Here is a 17329-nt window from a genome sequence, read left to right as displayed (position 1 = left end):
AATAACCCGATAATGGTAGATCTCCCTCTTTATCCTGAAACTCTACGACCAGAGGTATTCGCCGATTGCGATATTCATAAGACTGAAAGCGATACTTACCGTCTTTTTACGTCGGTGCAGCTTCCGCCAGCCACTGACATACCTCGCTAAGCCGCTGCGCAGAGTCGACCAAATCTTCTGGCGCTGCCAGCACCACTTCCGGTATTGGGCAGATTTCATAACTTTCCAGTAACGGGCCTTTTAAGGTGTCCGTACAGCGTAAATGCCAGACATGGCGTAACCCCGTGGCGTTGATATAGCTCTCGCCATAGCCAATGGTACGAATCTGAATATTTCCCGGCCCACAGAGACGTGAGAGAAAAAGCCGATCAGCCTCGCTGATGGGTAATTGCGTCAGATTAATGCTGTGCGGCTGCGCGTCGGGGTTACGTACATGTGCCAGTAACTCATGCGCCAACGGTAGGCCATTCATCAGGCCATCAATGGGCGGCGGTAACAGCGAATCTGTCGGCAAGAGATTTTGCGTTGCCGCCTGCCACAACGCCAGCGGCGCGCAGCCAGCCTCCAGTTTGTCCTCCAGCAACTTTTCGCCGCGACGTCTGCGCACCCGCCATAATCCGCAGAAGATCGCCTCCTGTATTTCACTTTCACTGTCGTCAGCCTGCTGAATGCGCACTGACACTTCCCCTTCCCCGAGAAGCGTATTGATAAAGTGACGATCGTCGGCGTTGAGATTTAACAGATCGACTGCCAGCACCTCGCCCAACGGCGGTTGGCGTTCGCTTAGTTGATGTTGTAACTCGTTTAACAGCGCAATCACCTGCGGGCTGTGAGCACATTGCTCCAGGGCCGCCATACTCGGTTCATCATTCACCTGACAGGTGATCGGCAGTGGATTCATGCTGAAACTGTCATCGTTCGGTTGCGTTCCTGGCCCCAGCAGATGGAAAAAAGTTTCGCTCATGAGGCACGCTCCTGCTGCGGTTCGACAAGCCCGCGCATCAGGTTTATCAGTTCCGCCCACGGGTGAATACCATTCAGCACGCCGCGATAGTTTCCGCCGGTAAACACTAAAGTGGCAGGAAAGCGAAAGACGCCAAAGCGATCGCCGATGGCTTCGCTCTGCTCAAGGTCAGCAATCGCCACCTGCCATGTATAGTCGGGAAACTCGCGCAGTAATTCGCCAATCATTACCGGATTATCGCTGACCTCTGGCGTGCGTTTCGGGTCACTGCTTAATAACACCACGCCGTCTGGCGCTTGCGTAAGCCAGTCGTCAAGACGGGATTCACTGACTGGCGTCCAGCCGCGCGCCAGCATTCGTTGCCACAACGCATCAAATGGCGTGTCGTTGCTCATCCCTGCTCCTCCTGTGTCATCCGGTACTGGCGCAAGCGAACGCCTTCGTAATTTTCCATCGACAGACAGTCATAATTGAGACAGCGCGATTCATTAGCCGGTTGCGGCACAATTCCCCACGCAGCAAGCTGCGCCAGCGCCGCCTGTTCCGCAGCGGGCAGTTGCTCCCGTGCCAGTTCGCTCAGGCTACCGCCGTAGTCGTCGAGCATTGCGGGTTGCAGACCGACGAGGGCAATATGTGCTGGCAGATGTCCGCGGATATCCGCCAGCGCCAACACTTCGGAGAAACTGTTCTGATGCAGGCTCATTTTCTTCGCGCTGAGATAAGCCGGAATGCGTTCTCCGGCATAGGTTCGCAGCGTTCCAGGTTCCAGCCCGTAGTCAATGGCATCGAGAATCAACAGATGGCTGGCGCTTTCGACATACCCCAGCAAGTTCAGTCCCTGAGTACCGCCATCGACAATCTCCACATACTCGGGCCAGTGGTAATGGGCATACAGCCGTTCCGCCACCCGCACGCCGAAGCCTTCATCGGCCCACAGCAGGTTGCCCAGCCCCATGACCACCACGCGTTGCTCGCTCATGAACGCTCCTTGTTACTTATTTTGCCAAATTTGTGGCTACGGTAGCCGTTGACCATGGTGGAGATCACCGTGTCGTCGGACATGATGTCTTCACGCAGCGCCATGTAGACATGACCGATCACAAACGCGCCAATCAGCCACATCCCCAGCCGATGCCAGCTGTGAATGTCCATTGAGTTGCCACCCGTCCAGTAGAAAAATTCCACCACATAACGGAACGGCGCAAAAATAGCGTACTGGCTGTGTTCGCTGTACAGCGCAAAACCAGTGATGATCATAAAGACCGACATCAGGAAATAGCCGAACATCGCCGCCTGGGCGATGGGATTATGGCCTATATCGGCACTCGGACGTTTTGCCAGAAACAGATACCAGCGGATTTCATACCACACGCCCTGCCACCAGCTTTTACGCCATACCGGCACGATAAACAGCTCGCGGGAGTATCGATTGCCAACAAAAGCCCAGTAGATCCGCATCAGCAAAACCACGGTAAAAACCATCCCGGCGCTGAAGTGAATTAACCTGATGTAGCCCATATAGAACAGATACGTCGCCTCGCCGCTGACGGAAGGTAGCGGCTTGCCGATAAAGTATCCGGTGACCATCAACACCGCCATGCATAACACCGTCAACCAGTGCCAGATGCGCACTGGCGCTTCAAAGACATAGTGGCTGACAACGTTGTCGCTTTTCTGTTGCATGATGATTCTCCTTCGCTGTTAACGCACCTGCACGGAGATCAGCTCGCTACCGTCGTCGCCCAGCACGTGTGTTGAACAGGCGAGGCACGGGTCAAAGCTGTGCAGAGTACGCAGGATCTCCAGCGGTTGCTCGGGGATCGCCATTTTGGTGTTCATCAGCGCCGCTTCATAAGCGCCAATCTGCCCTTTGGGATCGCGCGGGCTGGCGTTCCAGGTGGTCGGCACCACGCACTGGTAGAGATCAATCTTGCCATCGCGAATGGCGGCCCAGTGGCCTAACGCCCCGCGCGGCGCTTCGGTAAAACCGACACCACGGCACTCTGTCGGCCAGGTTGCAGGTTCCCATTTTTCCGTGGAAGCAGTGGCGAGATTGCCGTTTTTCAGGTTGGTCATCAGCTTGTCGAAGAAATACTGCAACTTACCTGCGGCCCACTGCGCTTCGTGCGCGCGGCACAAAATGCGGCCTAACGTTGACTGGATACCGGAAAGCGGCAGGTTCAACGCCGACATCATGCGATCGACCGACTCAACGGTCGCAGCATCGCCTTTGTGATAAGCGATTAACGTGCGCGCCAGCGGCCCCACTTCCATCGCGTTACCGCGCCAGCGTGGCGCTTTGATCCACGAGTAGCGTTCCTGTTCATTCAGCTGCTGAATGTTGGTATCGCTGCCTTTGACATCGCCGGGGTTGTACCACGGGTCGGTGATGCCATCGAACGGATGACGCCCGACCTGATCGTTGGGATATCGATACCAGGCGTGGTCGACAAACTCCTGCACCTGCTGCGGATCAACCAAATCCACTGGCAGCACATTGTTGAAGTCGCCGTTAATCACCGCGCCGCCAGGCATCAGCAGACTTTTCTCGCCAAAGTCGTTGGCAATATCCGGGAATGCGCCGTAGCTGAGAACGCATTTATCAGAAAGACCAGTGCCGATTTCGCTCCACGGTTTGTTGAACTGACCGATGGCTAAGGCGTCGGGGATCATCACGTTGTTAATGAAGTCCGCCGTGCGGGTGATAATTGACTGCACCAGGTTCAGGCGTTCCATATTGACTGCCCCGACCGCGCCGCTTTCGTCAATGTTGATGGCGCAAGGCATCCCGCCGACAATCCAGTTTGGATGCGGGTTTTTACCGCCAAAGACCGCGTGGATTTTGACAATTTCACGCTGGAAATCGAGAGCTTCGAGATAGTGGGCAAAGCCCATCAGGTTAGCTTCTGGCGGCAGTTTGTACTGCGGGTGCCCCCAGTAGCCATTGCGGAAGATCCCCAACTGCCCGCCTTCAACAAATTTTTTCAGGCGGTTTTGTACGTCGAAGAAATAGCCAGGGGATGATTTCGGCCAAGAGGAGAGACTTTGCGCCAGTTCGGAGGTTTTCCGCGGGTCGGCTTTCAGCGCATCTAACACATCGATCCAGTCCATCCCGGCAAGCTGATAGAAGTGCACCAGATGATCGTGGCACCAGAGCGTTGCCAGCATAATGTTGCGGATGATATTGGCGTTGTCCGGCACTTTAATGCCGATAGCATCTTCGATGGCGTAAACCGAAGCCAGGGCGTGTACGCCAGTACAGACGCCGCAGATACGTTCAACGAACGCCCACGCATCGCGCGGGTCGCGCCCTTGTAGGATGATCTCCAGCCCGCGAAACATGGTGCCGCAGGAGACGGCATTGGTGATCACATTCTGATCGTTAATATTCACTTCGCAGCGCATGTGGCCTTCGATGCGCGTAATCGGGTCGACCACCAGGCGGCGTCCGGCATTATTGATGGTGTATCCCTGAGTTTCGTACTGAGTGCTCATGCCTGTTTATCCTCATTGCCTGGCTGATGTTCGGTTTCTGTAGGTTGCTGGTTATGACGTCTGCGCTGGTCAACGGCGCTGGCGACTGCGTGCACACCAACAGCCGCTGCCACCACGCCAAGCGCGGTTAAACCGACGGTATCGGCGGTGGAATGAGTACCCATTTGCGGAATATCGACCACGCGGCTGTAGAACGAACCGCGATCCCAGAAACCATTTTCCGCACAGCCCAGGCAGCCGTGACCAGACTGGATTGGGAAAGAAACGCCATCATTCCAGCGTGTGGAGGAACAGGCGTTATAGGTGGTAGGCCCTTTGCAGCCCATTTTGTACAGGCAGTAACCTTTGCGGGCAGCGTCATCATCCCAACTCTGGACGAACTCTCCGGCGTCGAAGTGGGCGCGGCGATAGCATTTATCGTGGATTCGCTGACCATAGAACATCAGCGGACGGCCCATTCTGTCGACATCTGGCAAGCGATCAAAGGTCACCATGTAAGTAATGATGGCGCTCATCACATCCGGGATCGGCGGGCAGCCAGGTACTTTGATAATGGGTTTGTCGGTGATGACTTTGTCGATAGGCGTTGCCTGCGTCGGATTGGGTCGCGCGGCCTGCACGCAGCCCCAGGACGCGCAGGTTCCCCAGGCGATAATCGCGCTGGCTCCGGCAGCGGCACGTTTGAGTTTCTCAATAAACGGTCGACCGCTGCTGATACAGAACATCCCCTGCTCGCCCAGCGGCGGATTACCTTCTACTGCGAGGATATATTTGCCATTGTATTGCGTGATGATGTCTTCAAAGACTTCTTCCGCCTGGGTTCCGGCGGCAGCCATCAAAGTATCGTCGTAATCGAGGGAAATCAGGGAAAGGATGACGTCCTTCGCCAGTGGGTGAGCGGAGCGGATAAAAGATTCGGTACAGCAGGTGCATTCCAGACCGTGGATCCATACCACCGGAATGCGCGGTTTGTTCTCCAGCGCCCAGGCAATCTTTGGTGCCATTCCCGCGCCTAATCCCAGCGACGTGGCAGCCAGACTACAATATTTGAGAAAGCTGCGCCGGGTAACGCCCTGACGCCGCATGGCCTGGTAAAATGTTTCCTCGTTATTCATATCGCACGTCTCTCCTCCTTGCGACACCGGCAGGACACCGGGCGCTTATGGTCGGCAAGCGACGTCCCTGTAGCAAGGCAAACCATCGCTTCACGTGAGATGCTGAAAACGAAAGCTCATCCTTCTGCACTGGCGCACGTCGCCAGAAAGTATTGTTAATAAAGCGTAGTGAAACTTTTGCACAAAACAATACAAACTGTGTGGATTTATCTTTTAGCGATAAAAATGGACCTATTTTTCTTTTGGCCGGGCGGTGGGGATGTTTAGCCGGTTGCTAAACGAGTAAAAGAGAAGGAATTCATGGTGATGAAATGATCAATCTGCTGTTATTTCACGCTATCAATGCACTTTTGGCTGTTTTTCAGGCAAACAAACAAATTAGGGGTTTACACGCCGCATCGGGATGTTTATAGTGCGCGTCATTCCGGAAGTGTGGCCGAGCGGTTGAAGGCACCGGTCTTGAAAACCGGCGACCCGAAAGGGTTCCAGAGTTCGAATCTCTGCGCTTCCGCCAAATAAGATAAGGGGTTAGCTAAATGCTAACCCCTTTTTCTTTTGCCTGTCGAAATTCTCAGGGCGTTATATTTGCTTAATGACCTGATAATCCGCTGTTAAACCTGTTCCAGATCAAATGCGTAAAGATGGGTAAAACTTCTGGGTGCCCTTACGCATTATCATTATGCTGCTTAATTAATTACATCTGTCATAGAGAGTGACTCAATGGATCGTATTGTTAGTTCTTCACATGACCGTACATCACTGCTTAGCACCCATAAGGTGCTGCGTAATACCTATTTTCTGCTGAGCCTGACGCTGGCCTTTTCGGCGATTACCGCAACTGCCAGTACGGTGCTGATGCTGCCATCTCCGGGTCTGATTCTGACGCTGGTGGGTATGTATGGTTTGATGTTCCTGACCTATAAAACGGCGAATAAGCCGACCGGGATTATCTCCGCATTCGCCTTTACCGGTTTTCTGGGTTATATCCTCGGACCTATTCTGAACACCTATCTGTCTGCCGGAATGGGTGACGTAATCGCTATGGCACTGGGCGGAACGGCGTTAGTGTTCTTCTGCTGCTCTGCATATGTGCTGACCACCCGCAAAGATATGTCGTTCCTCGGCGGTATGCTGATGGCGGGTATTGTGGTGGTGCTGATTGGTATGGTTGCGAATATCTTCCTGCAGCTGCCTGCTCTGCATCTGGCGATCAGCGCGGTCTTCATTCTGATCTCCTCTGGCGCTATCTTGTTTGAAACCAGCAACATCATTCATGGCGGTGAGACGAACTATATTCGTGCCACGGTTAGCCTGTATGTTTCGCTGTACAACATCTTCGTCAGCCTGCTGAGCATTCTGGGCTTCGCTAGCCGCGATTAATCTCACCCGCTAACACTTTCATAGCCTCGCTTTATGCGGGGCTTTGTTTTTTGTTACACTGCCGCCAGTCTGATTAAGGTAGTAATAATTATGCTGATCTTCGAAGGTAAAGAGATAGAAACGGATACCGAAGGCTATCTCAAAGAAAGCAGCCAGTGGAGTGAGCCGCTGGCTGTGGTGATTGCAGAGAACGAAGGGATTTCGCTGTCACCGGAACACTGGGAAGTGGTGCGTTTTGTGCGTGATTTCTATCTGGAATTCAATACTTCTCCGGCGATTCGTATGCTGGTAAAAGCGATGGCGAATAAATTTGGCGAAGAAAAAGGTAACAGCCGCTATTTATACCGACTGTTTCCGAAAGGTCCGGCTAAGCAAGCCACCAAAATTGCTGGCCTGCCAAAACCGGTAAAATGTATTTAACGGATACGAAAATCGGTTAATTCCCCCGAGGGATGATGCGGCTCGCTGAGCACCCGTTCTACACGCGCAGAACGCGGGCCGCCACTCTTTAACCACTGCATTAATTTTTCCACCTGCCCTTCTTCACCGCAAGCAACCACTTCCACGCTGCCATCGTCAAGATTTTTGGCGTACCCGGTTAAACCCAGTCTTTTCGCTTCGTACTGTGTGGTGTAGCGAAATCCTACGCCCTGAACTCGCCCGTAAACCCAGGCAATTATGCAGACTTTCGACATTGCTGCTCTCCTTATCCTTAATGGACGCGTTGCAAATCCATGGAAAACTCCGGACAATGACGCCCATTTCTTTGCATCGACAGAAAAGTAAATTATGAGTGTACGTTTAGTGTTAGCCAAAGGGCGCGAAAAATCATTACTTCGTCGCCATCCGTGGGTCTTTTCCGGGGCCGTTGCCCGCATGGAAGGTAAAGCCAGCCTCGGTGAAACCATCGATATTGTTGATCATCAGGGAAAATGGTTAGCACGCGGCGCTTATTCGCCAGCTTCGCAAATCCGGGCGCGCGTCTGGACGTTTGACCCGTCTGAGTCTATCGACATTGCTTTTTTTTCCCGCCGTTTGCAACAAGCACAAAAATGGCGTGACTGGCTGGCGCAAAAAGATGGCCTCGACAGCTATCGTTTAATCGCCGGAGAATCTGATGGCCTGCCGGGTATTACTATCGATCGTTTCGGTAATTTTCTGGTGCTGCAACTGCTGAGTGCTGGGGCAGAATATCAGCGCGCGGCATTAATTAGTGCCCTGCAAACGCTGTACCCGGAATGTTCGATTTACGATCGCAGCGACGTCGCGGTACGTAAAAAAGAAGGAATGGAGCTGACCCAGGGCCCCGTCACCGGCGAGTTGCCACCTGCCCTGCTGCCGATTGAAGAACACGGAATGAAACTGCTGGTGGATATTCAGCACGGACACAAAACGGGCTACTACCTGGACCAGCGTGATAGCCGCCTGGCTACCCGCCGCTACGTTGAAAATAAACGTGTGCTGAACTGTTTCTCCTATACCGGTGGTTTCGCCGTATCGGCACTGATGGGCGGTTGCAGCCAGGTTGTCAGCGTTGATACCTCCCAGGAAGCGCTGGATATTGCACGGCAGAACGTTGAGCTGAACAAACTGGATCTGAGCAAGGCTGAGTTTGTCCGTGATGATGTCTTTAAATTGCTGCGTACTTATCGCGATCGCGGTGAAAAATTTGACGTTATCGTGATGGACCCGCCGAAGTTTGTTGAGAATAAAAGCCAGTTGATGGGCGCGTGTCGTGGTTATAAAGACATCAACATGCTGGCGATTCAGCTGCTGAATGAAGGCGGTATTCTCCTGACTTTCTCCTGTTCCGGTCTGATGACCAGCGATTTATTTCAGAAAATCATCGCGGATGCCGCAATTGATGCCGGTCGTGATGTACAATTTATAGAGCAGTTCCGTCAGGCAGCCGATCATCCGGTGATCGCTACCTATCCGGAAGGGCTATATCTGAAAGGGTTTGCCTGTCGCGTCATGTAACTTGAAATGTGGAATTTTACCCTTATATCAAAGGTAAAGATTTCCCGGGAGGTGACTATGATTGCCAGCAAATTCGGTATCGGCCAGCAGGTCCGCCATTCCCTGTTAGGTTATCTCGGAGTGGTCGTGGATATCGACCCGGTTTATTCGCTCTCTGAACCGTCGCCTGATGAGCTGGCGGTGAATGACGAGCTTCGCGCCGCTCCGTGGTATCACGTAGTGATGGAGGACGATAACGGCCTACCGGTTCATACCTACCTGGCTGAAGCCCAGCTAAGTAGCGAATTGCAGGATGAACATCCTGAACAGCCATCCATGGATGAGCTGGCGCAGACCATCCGCAAACAACTCCAGGCCCCGCGTCTGCGTAACTAATCCCTGAACAAATCCCCGGAAGGTTTTTGCCTTCCGGGGATTTTTTATTTGGCCAGGCCCAGGCGAGGGATCTCAATAGCCGGGCAGCGATCCATCACCACATTTAACCCGGCATCCCGTGCCAGTACTGCCGCTTGCTCATTAATCACCCCCAGTTGCATCCAGAGGGTTTTCGCGCCAATGGCAATAGCTTCCTGTGCCACGCCCCACGCCGCTTCTGAATTACGGAAAACATCGACCATATCGACTTTTTCCGGAACGTCTGCCAGCGTGCCATACCCCTTCTGGCCCAGCAGCGTTTTGCCGGCAACTTTTGGCGAAACCGGAATGACGTGATACCCCTGGTCGAGTAGATATTTCATCACGCGATAGCTGGGACGATCGGGTTTGTCGCTTGCCCCCACCAGCGCAATGGTGTGAGTGGACGTTAAAATGCCTGCAATATCGGTTTCTTTCATTATTTCCTCCAGACTGTTTAACAAAGTGTACGACAAAGCCGACATGCCAACCATGCAGCTAATACGAATGAATGAGAGCAAAAGCGGGAAATATGTCTATATGTTAGTAAGTATGATTAAAGAAAAATTTTGACACATTATTATTCGGGCGGTCTTTTGACAGGAGCTACCTATGAAAACCGGCATCGTGACCACCTTGATTGCATTATGTTTGCCGGTATCCGTTTTTGCCACCACGCTGCGGCTTTCAACCGATGTCGATCTTCTGGTACTCGACGGCAAGAAGGTTTCCAGCTCTCTGCTGCGCGGTGCGGACAGCATTGAACTGGATAATGGACCGCATCAGTTAGTGTTTCGCGTTGAGAAGACGATTCATCTTTCCAATAGTGAAGAACGGCTGTATATCTCCCCACCGCTGGTGGTCAGTTTTAATACCCAGCTCATCAACCAGGTCAATTTTCGCCTGCCTCGCCTGGAGAATGAGCGGGAAGCTAACCATTTTGATGCCGCGCCGCGCCTTGAATTGTTGGATGGCGATGCGACGCCGATTCCGGTAAAGCTGGATATTCTCGCCATTACCTCAACGGCAAAAACGATTGATTATGAGGTCGAGGTTGAACGCTATAACAAATCCGCGAAACGCGCTTCACTACCGCAATTTGCCACGATGATGGCAGATGACAGTACGCTGCTTTCGGGTGTTTCCGAGCTGGATGCTATTCCACCGCAGTCTCAGGTGCTCACAGAACAACGGCTGAAGTATTGGTTTAAACTGGCTGACCCACAAACGCGAAATACTTTCCTGCAGTGGGCGGAAAAACAACCATCTTCCTGAGATTTTTGTGCCTGTGCGCAGGCTTTTTCGGTCTTTATCTTGCAGCGATAAGTGCTTACAGTAATCTGTAGGAAAGTTAACTACGGATGTACATTATGGAACTGACGACTCGCACTTTACCTGCGCGGAAACATATTGCGCTGGTGGCACACGATCACTGCAAACAAATGCTGATGAGCTGGGTGGAACGGCATCAACCGTTACTGGAACAACACGTACTGTATGCAACAGGCACTACCGGTAACTTAATTTCCCGCGCGACCGGCATGAACGTCAACGCGATGTTGAGTGGCCCAATGGGGGGTGACCAGCAGGTTGGCGCATTGATCTCAGAAGGGAAAATTGATGTATTGATTTTCTTCTGGGATCCACTAAATGCCGTGCCGCACGATCCTGACGTGAAAGCCTTGCTGCGTCTGGCGACGGTATGGAACATTCCGGTCGCCACCAACGTGGCAACGGCAGACTTCATAATCCAGTCGCCGCATTTCAACGACGCGGTCGATATTCTGATCCCCGATTATCAGCGTTATCTCGCGGACCGTCTGAAGTAATATTGCACAGGTGGCAAACGCCACCTGTTTCTTACGGTTTTCTCGCCACCGGCACATCCAGATTTTTCAGTATTTCCACAAAGGGAGAGGGATTCTCTTTGTTAAACAGTGCCCATACCCGATGGCGTGCCCGGGTCAGCGCCACGTACATTAACCGCCGTTCTTCAGCGTCCGGGAAATCCTCAACCGGTGGCAGTAGCGCCTCTTCCATAATCGACTCCCGCGCCGCAGCCGGAAAACCATCACTTCCCTCCTGCAAGCCAACGATGATGACGTAATCCGCCTGTTGCCCTTTGCTGGCATGAATGGTCATAAAGTCGATTTGCAACTTCGGCCAGCGTGTTGCCGCTTTTTCCAGGCTGGCAGGCCTCATGTGATGGTAACGCGCCAGGATCAGAATGCGCTCTTCCGGTTTGGCATAACCAGAGAGCTTATCCAGCAAAGCGTCAAGTTGACTCTCATCCAATAACGTGACGGCTTTTTTGTCTCCATTGGTTAAGCTGTTTAGCGGCTTTTTCAGCTGGCCTGGGTTCTGCTGAATAAACCGGTTTGCCACCTCACCGATACGACTGTTAAAACGGTAAGTCGTGTCTAAATCACAGCGTTCGCCTTCACCAAAGTTTTCATGGAAAGCGGTGGTGAGCGACATTTGCGCACCGCTGAATCGGTAAATCGCCTGCCAGTCATCACCAACAGCGAACAACGTCGTCTGACTGTTTTGCTTGCGTAATGCCGCTAACAACGCTGCCCGCTGCGGCGAGATATCCTGAAATTCATCAACCAGAATATGCTTCCACGGGCTGATAAAGCGACCTTTCTCCAGAATCACAATCGCCTGATGAATAAGGCCCGAAAAATCGACAGCGTTTTCTGCCTTCAGCGCACCTTTCCAGGCTTTTAATAACGGGGCCATCAACTTGATACGTTTACTGAACAGATCGCGAATCTCTTCGGGTGCACTGGCAATCATTTCTGCCTGTGCACCACCGTGCATCCGCATCAGACTTACCCAGCGATCGAGGCGAGAGGCAAGGCGACGCTGTAATTTTTCATCATCCCAGAAGTTACCTTCTGGCACTGACCACTGCATTTCTTCCGTCAGCCATTGCCGCCAGCCCTTCGCCTGCGCTTTCTTTTCGCTGCATTGCTTGCGCCACTCAGCAATAAAGAGTTCATGACGGGCAGCGGTATCATTTTCCAGTTTGCTGACTATCGGAACTTTTTTGCTGCCCTGCTGAATAATATGCAGCGCCAGCGCATGAAACGTGCGTGCGGTAATGTCTTCGGTATGTAGCCGTTCGCGAATCCGCTCGTCCATCTCTTCAGCGGCTTTGCGACCAAACGCCAGCAATAAAATTTGCTCAGGGGACGCTTCACCACGCGCCAGCAACCAGCCTGCACGGGCCACCAGCACCGACGTTTTTCCGCTTCCTGCACCTGCCAGCACTAACAGAGAATGCTCGCCATTAACGACTGCCCGGGCCTGCGCCGGATTCAGCGGTGAAGACTCGACCTGGCGGAAAAAATCCGCATACTCGGTAAGCATGGCTTCGGTATACGCCTGGTTATGCTGCAACCGAGCGCTTTCAATATCTTTCAACCAGGCCTGACATTTACGCCACGCCTCACGGCAGTTATCGAATTCTTCCAGTCGGTTAACCGGCAACGGCAACGCCGACAAAGCCTGGCGGATTTGTTGCTGCACGCCAGAGGTTTGCTCACGCGTCAGCCATTTATTTTCCCCAGTGCGCGTGGCAATCAAATCCAGTTGCTGGCGTAAAACACCAGACGCAATTTCGCTCATCTCGCCACTCCACCGCCGCCAGTGAGCATCAAGATGATGGTAAAAACGCTGCGTCTCGCCCCATTCGGTGCCGTGCAGACGCACCACTTTTTCGTCCGGCAGTACAAATTCCAGCTCGCCCCATACCAGACCGCGCTTACAGTGAATCGCCAGTAATTGATTGAAAGGAATAAGGTATTCGTGGCGATCGCCGGAGACTTTAATCCCGGCATTGAGGATCACCGCCCGATCGTAAGGGTGCTGTGCCAGACGTTTTCCAAGCGTTGTCGCTTTCAGTTCCATGACTCTGTAGATCCACACGAAATTATTTCTTATCAGTGTAACCGTCAGAGAAAACGTGCTCCAGCCCAAAAAAACGTTACAATTGCCGCCCATTACTGAAAACCACAGTAAAGCGAGGTTTTATGCGTACCGTTTTGAACATTCTGAACTTTGTGCTTGGCGGATTTGCCACCACTCTGGGCTGGCTGTTGGCGACTCTGGTCAGTATTGTGCTGATTTTTACCTTACCGCTGACACGATCCTGCTGGGAGATCACTAAACTGTCTCTGGTGCCTTATGGCAATGAAGCTATTCATGTCGATGAACTGAACCCGGCTGGCAAAAATGTGCTGCTGAATACTGGCGGTACGGTATTGAATATTTTCTGGCTGATTTTCTTTGGCTGGTGGTTATGCCTGATGCACATTGCAACGGGCATCGCACAATGTATTTCAATCATTGGCATTCCTGTCGGCATTGCGAACTTTAAAATTGCCGCTATTGCACTATGGCCGGTTGGTCGTCGCGTGGTATCGGTAGAAACAGCGCAAGCTGCGCGTGAAGCCAATGCACGTCGTCGTTTTGAATAATCCACTAATATGGCCTTTATGCTAAGTCCTTTGCTCAAACGCTATACCTGGAACAGCGCCTGGCTGTATTACGCGCGTATTTTTATTGCGCTTTGTGGAACCACAGCGTTTCCGTGGTGGCTGGGTGATGTAAAACTGACGATTCCGCTAACGCTGGGGATGGTGGCAGCGGCGCTGACCGATCTCGATGACCGACTGGCGGGACGTTTGCGTAACCTCATCATTACGCTGTTCTGCTTTTTTATCGCCTCGGCCTCAGTAGAATTGCTGTTTCCCTGGCCCTGGCTATTTGCGATTGGCTTAACGCTCTCTACCAGCGGCTTCATTTTGCTCGGCGGTCTGGGTCAACGCTATGCAACAATTGCCTTCGGTGCATTGCTGATCGCCATTTACACTATGTTGGGAACATCACTGTATGAGCACTGGTATCAGCAGCCGATGTATCTGCTGGCCGGTGCCGTCTGGTACAACGTCCTGACACTTATTGGTCATCTGCTGTTCCCGGTCCGCCCGCTGCAGGACAACCTGGCGCGTTGCTATGAACAACTGGCGCGTTATCTTGAGCTCAAGTCGCGCATGTTTGATCCTGATATTGAAGATCAAAGCCAGGCACCGCTGTACGATTTGGCTCTCGCCAACGGTCTGCTGATGGCGACATTGAATCAGACGAAACTCTCGCTGCTGACCCGCTTACGTGGCGATCGTGGTCAACGGGGAACGCGTCGCACGCTGCATTATTACTTTGTCGCACAGGATATTCACGAGCGTGCCAGCTCTTCTCATATTCAGTATCAAACATTGCGTGAACATTTTCGCCACAGCGACGTGCTGTTCCGTTTTCAGCGGCTGATGTCGATGCAGGGCCAGGCGTGCCAGCAACTGTCACGCTGTATTTTGTTGCGTCAGCCTTATCAACATGATCCGCATTTTGAGCGCGCTTTTACGCATATTGATGCTGCGCTGGAGCGGATGCGCGATAACGGCGCACCCGCCGATTTACTCAAAACACTGGGATTTTTGCTGAACAATTTACGCGCCATTGATGCCCAACTGGCAACAATTGAATCAGAACAGGCCCAGGCACTACCCCATAATAATGACGAAAATGAGCTCGCTGATGACAGCCCGCACGGGTTGAGTGATATCTGGCTGCGTCTTAGCCGTCACTTCACGCCGGAATCCGCCCTCTTCCGTCATGCGGTAAGAATGTCGCTGGTGTTGTGCTTCGGCTACGCCATCATTCAGATAACCGGAATGCATCACGGGTATTGGATCTTGCTGACAAGTTTGTTTGTCTGCCAGCCAAACTATAACGCCACGCGCCACCGCCTGAAGTTAAGGATTATTGGTACGCTGGTAGGTATCGCCATTGGCATTCCTGTGCTGTGGTTTGTGCCATCACTGGAAGGGCAGCTGGTGCTGCTGGTTATTACCGGCGTGCTCTTTTTTGCCTTCCGTAACGTGCAATACGCTCATGCAACGATGTTCATCACACTTTTGGTGCTACTGTGTTTTAACTTACTGGGTGAAGGTTTTGAAGTAGCGTTACCTCGCGTAATCGATACGCTGATTGGTTGTGCCATTGCGTGGGCGGCAGTGAGCTACATCTGGCCTGACTGGCAGTTTCGCAATCTGCCGCGCATGCTCGAACGCGCCACAGAGGCCAACTGTCGGTATCTCGATGCCATACTGGAGCAATACCATCAGGGGCGTGATAACCGTCTGGCGTATCGTATTGCCCGCCGCGATGCACACAACCGTGATGCTGAGCTGGCGTCGGTGGTATCAAATATGTCCAGCGAGCCGAACGTTACCCCGCAAATTCGCGAAGCCGCGTTTCGGTTGCTGTGCCTTAACCATACGTTTACCAGCTATATCTCAGCCCTCGGTGCTCACCGGGAGCAGTTAACTAATCCTGAAATTCTGGCGTTTCTTGATGACGCAGTTTGCTATGTTGATGACGCGTTACATCATCAACCTGCTGATGAAGAACGCGTCAATGAGGCATTAGCTAGCCTGAAACAGCGGATGCAGCAACTTGAACCACGGGCAGACAGCAAAGAACCTCTGGTCGTACAACAAGTTGGATTATTGATTGCATTACTGCCTGAGATTGGTCGTCTGCAACGCCAGATTACTCAAGTTCCGCAGGAAACTCCTGTTTCGGCGTAAGAGAGTCAGCCCATTCTGCAAGCTCCTGGCGGCGTGCCACCGGGAGCGCAGCTTCATGAATGCCGATAATGGCACCTTCAAGCATAAACAGAATCTTTTCTGTCACCAGACTGTTTTGCTGCCGCAGTCGCAACCAACACATTTTTGCCCCAAGTATACGTAACGCCCGTACATCCTTAATCCCCACCTCCCCGAGAATCGCTTCCAGATGAAAAGACATATTGGGCAAATCTTTCAGTCTTTCCCGGGTATTGCGCGTGCTTTTCTCTTTCAGCGCTGCATCGAGAGAATATTTCGACAGACGCACCAGCTTCAGTTGATTTCGCCATAGACTTTCATCAACCCGATAGTAATTGAGGGTAACGGATCGGCCACACTTTTTATATGTCAGCCAGACAGGCGGATGTTTTACACAGTACTGTGCACTTTGCTCACAAGCCCGAAGATACAACTCACCATCAGAAACCATCGCAAACACCGTGTCGTCAACGGTCAGGCTGTAACTGCCAAACAATGATCGGTATTCAATTGTGCCCAACGTTGCCAGGTATTCTTGTGATTTATAGATCCGCTTATAGGAGAGGCTTTTCATAAAATTCCTTTTAAAATCATAACATAAAAGAATGATTCACATTAACGGATCCGTTAACTACGAAAATAGGCAACTTATTCTTAAGGGGCAAGATTAATTTATGTTTTCCCGTCACCAACGACAAAATTTGCGAGGCTCTTTCCGAAAATAGGGTTGATCTTTGTTGTCACTGGATGTACTGTACATCCATACAGTAACTCACAGGGGCTGGATTGATTATGTACACTTCAGGCTATGCACATCGTTCTTCGTCGTTCTCATCCGCAGCAAGTAAAATTGCGCGTGTCTCTACGGAAAACACTACAGCCGGGCTTATCAGTGAAGTTGTCTATCGCGAAGATCAGCCCATGATGACGCAACTTCTACTGTTGCCATTGTTACAGCAACTCGGTCAGCAATCGCGCTGGCAACTCTGGTTAACACCGCAACAAAAACTGAGTCGGGAATGGGTTCAGGCATCTGGGCTACCCTTAACGAAAGTAATGCAGATTAGCCAGCTCTCCCCTTGCCACACTGTGGAGTCAATGGTTCGCGCTTTACGCACGGGCAATTACAGTGTGGTGATCGGTTGGTTGGCAGATGATTTGACTGAAGAAGAGCATGCTGAACTTGTTGATGCGGCAAATGAAGGTAACGCTATGGGGTTTATTATGCGTCCGGTAAGCGCATCCTCTCACGCCACGAGACAACTTTCCGGGCTAAAAATTCACTCTAATTTGTATCATTAAGTAAATTTAGGATTAATCCTGGAACT

General features: G+C 52.0%; 19 protein-coding genes and 1 tRNA gene. 10 read left to right on the top strand and 10 right to left on the bottom strand.

Annotation, left to right across the window (positions count from 1 at the left end):
• Positions 1 to 106: 106 nt before the first annotated feature.
• Genes K0778_RS08115 through hyaA form a run of 6 tightly spaced genes read right to left on the bottom strand, consistent with a single transcriptional unit; the run spans position 107 to position 5574 of the window.
• Positions 107 to 964, bottom strand: a complete 858-nt coding sequence (locus K0778_RS08115) for a hydrogenase expression/formation protein (protein WP_000004899.1) — start codon at positions 962 to 964, stop codon at positions 107 to 109.
• Positions 961 to 1359 (bottom strand): hydrogenase-1 operon protein HyaE, encoded by a 399-nt coding sequence (gene hyaE, locus K0778_RS08110; protein WP_000063978.1) that lies wholly within the window; start codon positions 1357 to 1359, stop codon positions 961 to 963. Before hyaE ends, K0778_RS08115 begins: the two co-directional genes overlap by 4 nt.
• On the bottom strand, positions 1356 to 1943 hold the full coding sequence (gene hyaD, locus K0778_RS08105; protein ID WP_000003671.1) for a hydrogenase 1 maturation protease: 588 nt from the start codon (positions 1941 to 1943) through the stop codon (positions 1356 to 1358). Before hyaD ends, hyaE begins: the two co-directional genes overlap by 4 nt.
• Entirely contained in the window at positions 1940 to 2647 is a 708-nt protein-coding gene (gene hyaC, locus K0778_RS08100) for a Ni/Fe-hydrogenase b-type cytochrome subunit (protein ID WP_001186424.1), read from the bottom strand. The genes hyaD and hyaC overlap by 4 nt, the downstream gene beginning before the upstream one ends.
• Before the next feature lie 18 nt (positions 2648 to 2665).
• Positions 2666 to 4459 (bottom strand): Ni/Fe-hydrogenase large subunit, encoded by a 1794-nt coding sequence (gene hyaB / locus K0778_RS08095; RefSeq protein ID WP_000107384.1) that lies wholly within the window; start codon positions 4457 to 4459, stop codon positions 2666 to 2668.
• Positions 4456 to 5574 (bottom strand): hydrogenase 1 small subunit, encoded by a 1119-nt coding sequence (hyaA, locus tag K0778_RS08090; protein ID WP_001058323.1) that lies wholly within the window; start codon positions 5572 to 5574, stop codon positions 4456 to 4458. The genes hyaB and hyaA overlap by 4 nt, the downstream gene beginning before the upstream one ends.
• Positions 5575 to 6000: 426 nt before the next feature.
• Here hyaA and K0778_RS08085 point away from each other — a divergent pair.
• From K0778_RS08085 to tusE, 3 genes are all read left to right on the top strand, one after another.
• A tRNA-Ser gene (locus tag K0778_RS08085) sits at positions 6001 to 6088 on the top strand.
• Positions 6089 to 6294: 206 nt separating this feature from the next.
• Positions 6295 to 6954, top strand: a complete 660-nt coding sequence (gene yccA, locus K0778_RS08080) for an FtsH protease modulator YccA (RefSeq protein ID WP_000375136.1) — start codon at positions 6295 to 6297, stop codon at positions 6952 to 6954.
• A 90-nt stretch (positions 6955 to 7044) separates the two neighbouring features.
• Complete coding sequence (tusE, locus tag K0778_RS08075) at positions 7045 to 7374, top strand: sulfurtransferase TusE (RefSeq protein ID WP_000904442.1); 330 nt, start codon at positions 7045 to 7047, stop codon at positions 7372 to 7374.
• Here tusE and yccX read toward each other — a convergent pair.
• Positions 7371 to 7649, bottom strand: a complete 279-nt coding sequence (gene yccX, locus K0778_RS08070) for an acylphosphatase (RefSeq protein WP_000048252.1) — start codon at positions 7647 to 7649, stop codon at positions 7371 to 7373. The genes tusE and yccX overlap by 4 nt on opposite strands.
• 94 nt (positions 7650 to 7743) lie before the next feature.
• Between yccX and rlmI the strand changes: the two genes are divergently transcribed.
• The gene (gene rlmI / locus K0778_RS08065; RefSeq protein ID WP_000116297.1) at positions 7744 to 8934 is read left to right on the top strand and encodes a 23S rRNA (cytosine(1962)-C(5))-methyltransferase RlmI; all 1191 of its coding nucleotides are present in this window, start codon (positions 7744 to 7746) and stop codon (positions 8932 to 8934) included.
• 57 nt (positions 8935 to 8991) lie between these two features.
• On the top strand, positions 8992 to 9309 hold the full coding sequence (gene hspQ, locus K0778_RS08060) for a heat shock protein HspQ (protein ID WP_001295356.1): 318 nt from the start codon (positions 8992 to 8994) through the stop codon (positions 9307 to 9309).
• A 44-nt stretch (positions 9310 to 9353) separates the two neighbouring features.
• Here the strand turns inward: hspQ and K0778_RS08055 are convergent, their stop codons facing one another.
• The gene (locus K0778_RS08055) at positions 9354 to 9767 is read right to left on the bottom strand and encodes a CoA-binding protein (RefSeq protein WP_001301418.1); all 414 of its coding nucleotides are present in this window, start codon (positions 9765 to 9767) and stop codon (positions 9354 to 9356) included.
• Between the two features lie 172 nt (positions 9768 to 9939).
• Here K0778_RS08055 and K0778_RS08050 point away from each other — a divergent pair, with 172 nt between their 5' ends.
• Positions 9940 to 10602 (top strand): DUF2057 family protein, encoded by a 663-nt coding sequence (locus K0778_RS08050; RefSeq protein ID WP_000847791.1) that lies wholly within the window; start codon positions 9940 to 9942, stop codon positions 10600 to 10602.
• Between the two features lie 95 nt (positions 10603 to 10697).
• Positions 10698 to 11156: a methylglyoxal synthase gene (mgsA, locus tag K0778_RS08045; RefSeq protein ID WP_000424181.1), complete on the top strand. Its 459-nt coding sequence runs from the start codon at positions 10698 to 10700 to the stop codon at positions 11154 to 11156.
• Positions 11157 to 11187: 31 nt separating this feature from the next.
• On the opposite strand, the gene helD is transcribed toward mgsA, so the two are convergent.
• Positions 11188 to 13242, bottom strand: a complete 2055-nt coding sequence (gene helD / locus K0778_RS08040; protein ID WP_001295354.1) for a DNA helicase IV — start codon at positions 13240 to 13242, stop codon at positions 11188 to 11190.
• A gap of 122 nt (positions 13243 to 13364) precedes the next feature.
• On the opposite strand from helD, the gene K0778_RS08035 reads away from it, so the two are divergent.
• Together K0778_RS08035 and yccS are read left to right on the top strand one after the other, a co-directional pair.
• Positions 13365 to 13811: a YccF domain-containing protein gene (locus tag K0778_RS08035; protein ID WP_001261235.1), complete on the top strand. Its 447-nt coding sequence runs from the start codon at positions 13365 to 13367 to the stop codon at positions 13809 to 13811.
• 9 nt (positions 13812 to 13820) lie between these two features.
• Positions 13821 to 15983 (top strand): YccS family putative transporter, encoded by a 2163-nt coding sequence (gene yccS, locus K0778_RS08030; RefSeq protein WP_000875061.1) that lies wholly within the window; start codon positions 13821 to 13823, stop codon positions 15981 to 15983.
• On the opposite strand, the gene sxy is transcribed toward yccS, so the two are convergent.
• Positions 15946 to 16575 carry a CRP-S regulon transcriptional coactivator Sxy gene (sxy, locus tag K0778_RS08025; RefSeq protein WP_000839153.1) on the bottom strand — a complete coding sequence of 210 codons (630 nt, stop codon included), beginning with the start codon at positions 16573 to 16575 and terminating at the stop codon, positions 15946 to 15948. The two genes, yccS and sxy, sit on opposite strands and share 38 nt — an antisense overlap.
• A gap of 218 nt (positions 16576 to 16793) precedes the next feature.
• On the opposite strand from sxy, the gene sulA reads away from it, so the two are divergent.
• Positions 16794 to 17303, top strand: a complete 510-nt coding sequence (gene sulA / locus K0778_RS08020; protein ID WP_000288710.1) for an SOS-induced cell division inhibitor SulA — start codon at positions 16794 to 16796, stop codon at positions 17301 to 17303.
• Positions 17304 to 17329 lie beyond the last annotated feature (26 nt).

Origin of the sequence: Escherichia sp. XD33 (assembly GCF_019375075.1) — a bacterium.
GTDB lineage: Bacteria > Pseudomonadota > Gammaproteobacteria > Enterobacterales > Enterobacteriaceae > Enterobacter > Enterobacter flexneri_A.
The sequence above is the reverse complement of the archived record's forward strand: the minus strand, read 5'-3'. Positions and strand labels throughout refer to the sequence as shown.

Bases quoted from the DNA above. Each gene is read 5' to 3' on its own strand.
- K0778_RS08115 (WP_000004899.1), bottom strand. From the start codon at position 964: ATGAGCGAAACTTTTTTCCATCTGCTGGGGCCAGGAACGCAACCGAAC.
- hyaE (WP_000063978.1), bottom strand. From the start codon at position 1,359: ATGAGCAACGACACGCCATTTGATGCGTTGTGGCAACGAATGCTGGCG.
- hyaD (WP_000003671.1), bottom strand. From the start codon at position 1,943: ATGAGCGAGCAACGCGTGGTGGTCATGGGGCTGGGCAACCTGCTGTGG.
- hyaC (WP_001186424.1), bottom strand. From the start codon at position 2,647: ATGCAACAGAAAAGCGACAACGTTGTCAGCCACTATGTCTTTGAAGCG.
- hyaB (WP_000107384.1), bottom strand. From the start codon at position 4,459: ATGAGCACTCAGTACGAAACTCAGGGATACACCATCAATAATGCCGGA.
- hyaA (WP_001058323.1), bottom strand. From the start codon at position 5,574: ATGAATAACGAGGAAACATTTTACCAGGCCATGCGGCGTCAGGGCGTT.
- yccA (WP_000375136.1), top strand. From the start codon at position 6,295: ATGGATCGTATTGTTAGTTCTTCACATGACCGTACATCACTGCTTAGC.
- tusE (WP_000904442.1), top strand. From the start codon at position 7,045: ATGCTGATCTTCGAAGGTAAAGAGATAGAAACGGATACCGAAGGCTAT.
- yccX (WP_000048252.1), bottom strand. From the start codon at position 7,649: ATGTCGAAAGTCTGCATAATTGCCTGGGTTTACGGGCGAGTTCAGGGC.
- rlmI (WP_000116297.1), top strand. From the start codon at position 7,744: ATGAGTGTACGTTTAGTGTTAGCCAAAGGGCGCGAAAAATCATTACTT.
- hspQ (WP_001295356.1), top strand. From the start codon at position 8,992: ATGATTGCCAGCAAATTCGGTATCGGCCAGCAGGTCCGCCATTCCCTG.
- K0778_RS08055 (WP_001301418.1), bottom strand. From the start codon at position 9,767: ATGAAAGAAACCGATATTGCAGGCATTTTAACGTCCACTCACACCATT.
- K0778_RS08050 (WP_000847791.1), top strand. From the start codon at position 9,940: ATGAAAACCGGCATCGTGACCACCTTGATTGCATTATGTTTGCCGGTA.
- mgsA (WP_000424181.1), top strand. From the start codon at position 10,698: ATGGAACTGACGACTCGCACTTTACCTGCGCGGAAACATATTGCGCTG.
- helD (WP_001295354.1), bottom strand. From the start codon at position 13,242: ATGGAACTGAAAGCGACAACGCTTGGAAAACGTCTGGCACAGCACCCT.
- K0778_RS08035 (WP_001261235.1), top strand. From the start codon at position 13,365: ATGCGTACCGTTTTGAACATTCTGAACTTTGTGCTTGGCGGATTTGCC.
- yccS (WP_000875061.1), top strand. From the start codon at position 13,821: ATGGCCTTTATGCTAAGTCCTTTGCTCAAACGCTATACCTGGAACAGC.
- sxy (WP_000839153.1), bottom strand. From the start codon at position 16,575: ATGAAAAGCCTCTCCTATAAGCGGATCTATAAATCACAAGAATACCTG.
- sulA (WP_000288710.1), top strand. From the start codon at position 16,794: ATGTACACTTCAGGCTATGCACATCGTTCTTCGTCGTTCTCATCCGCA.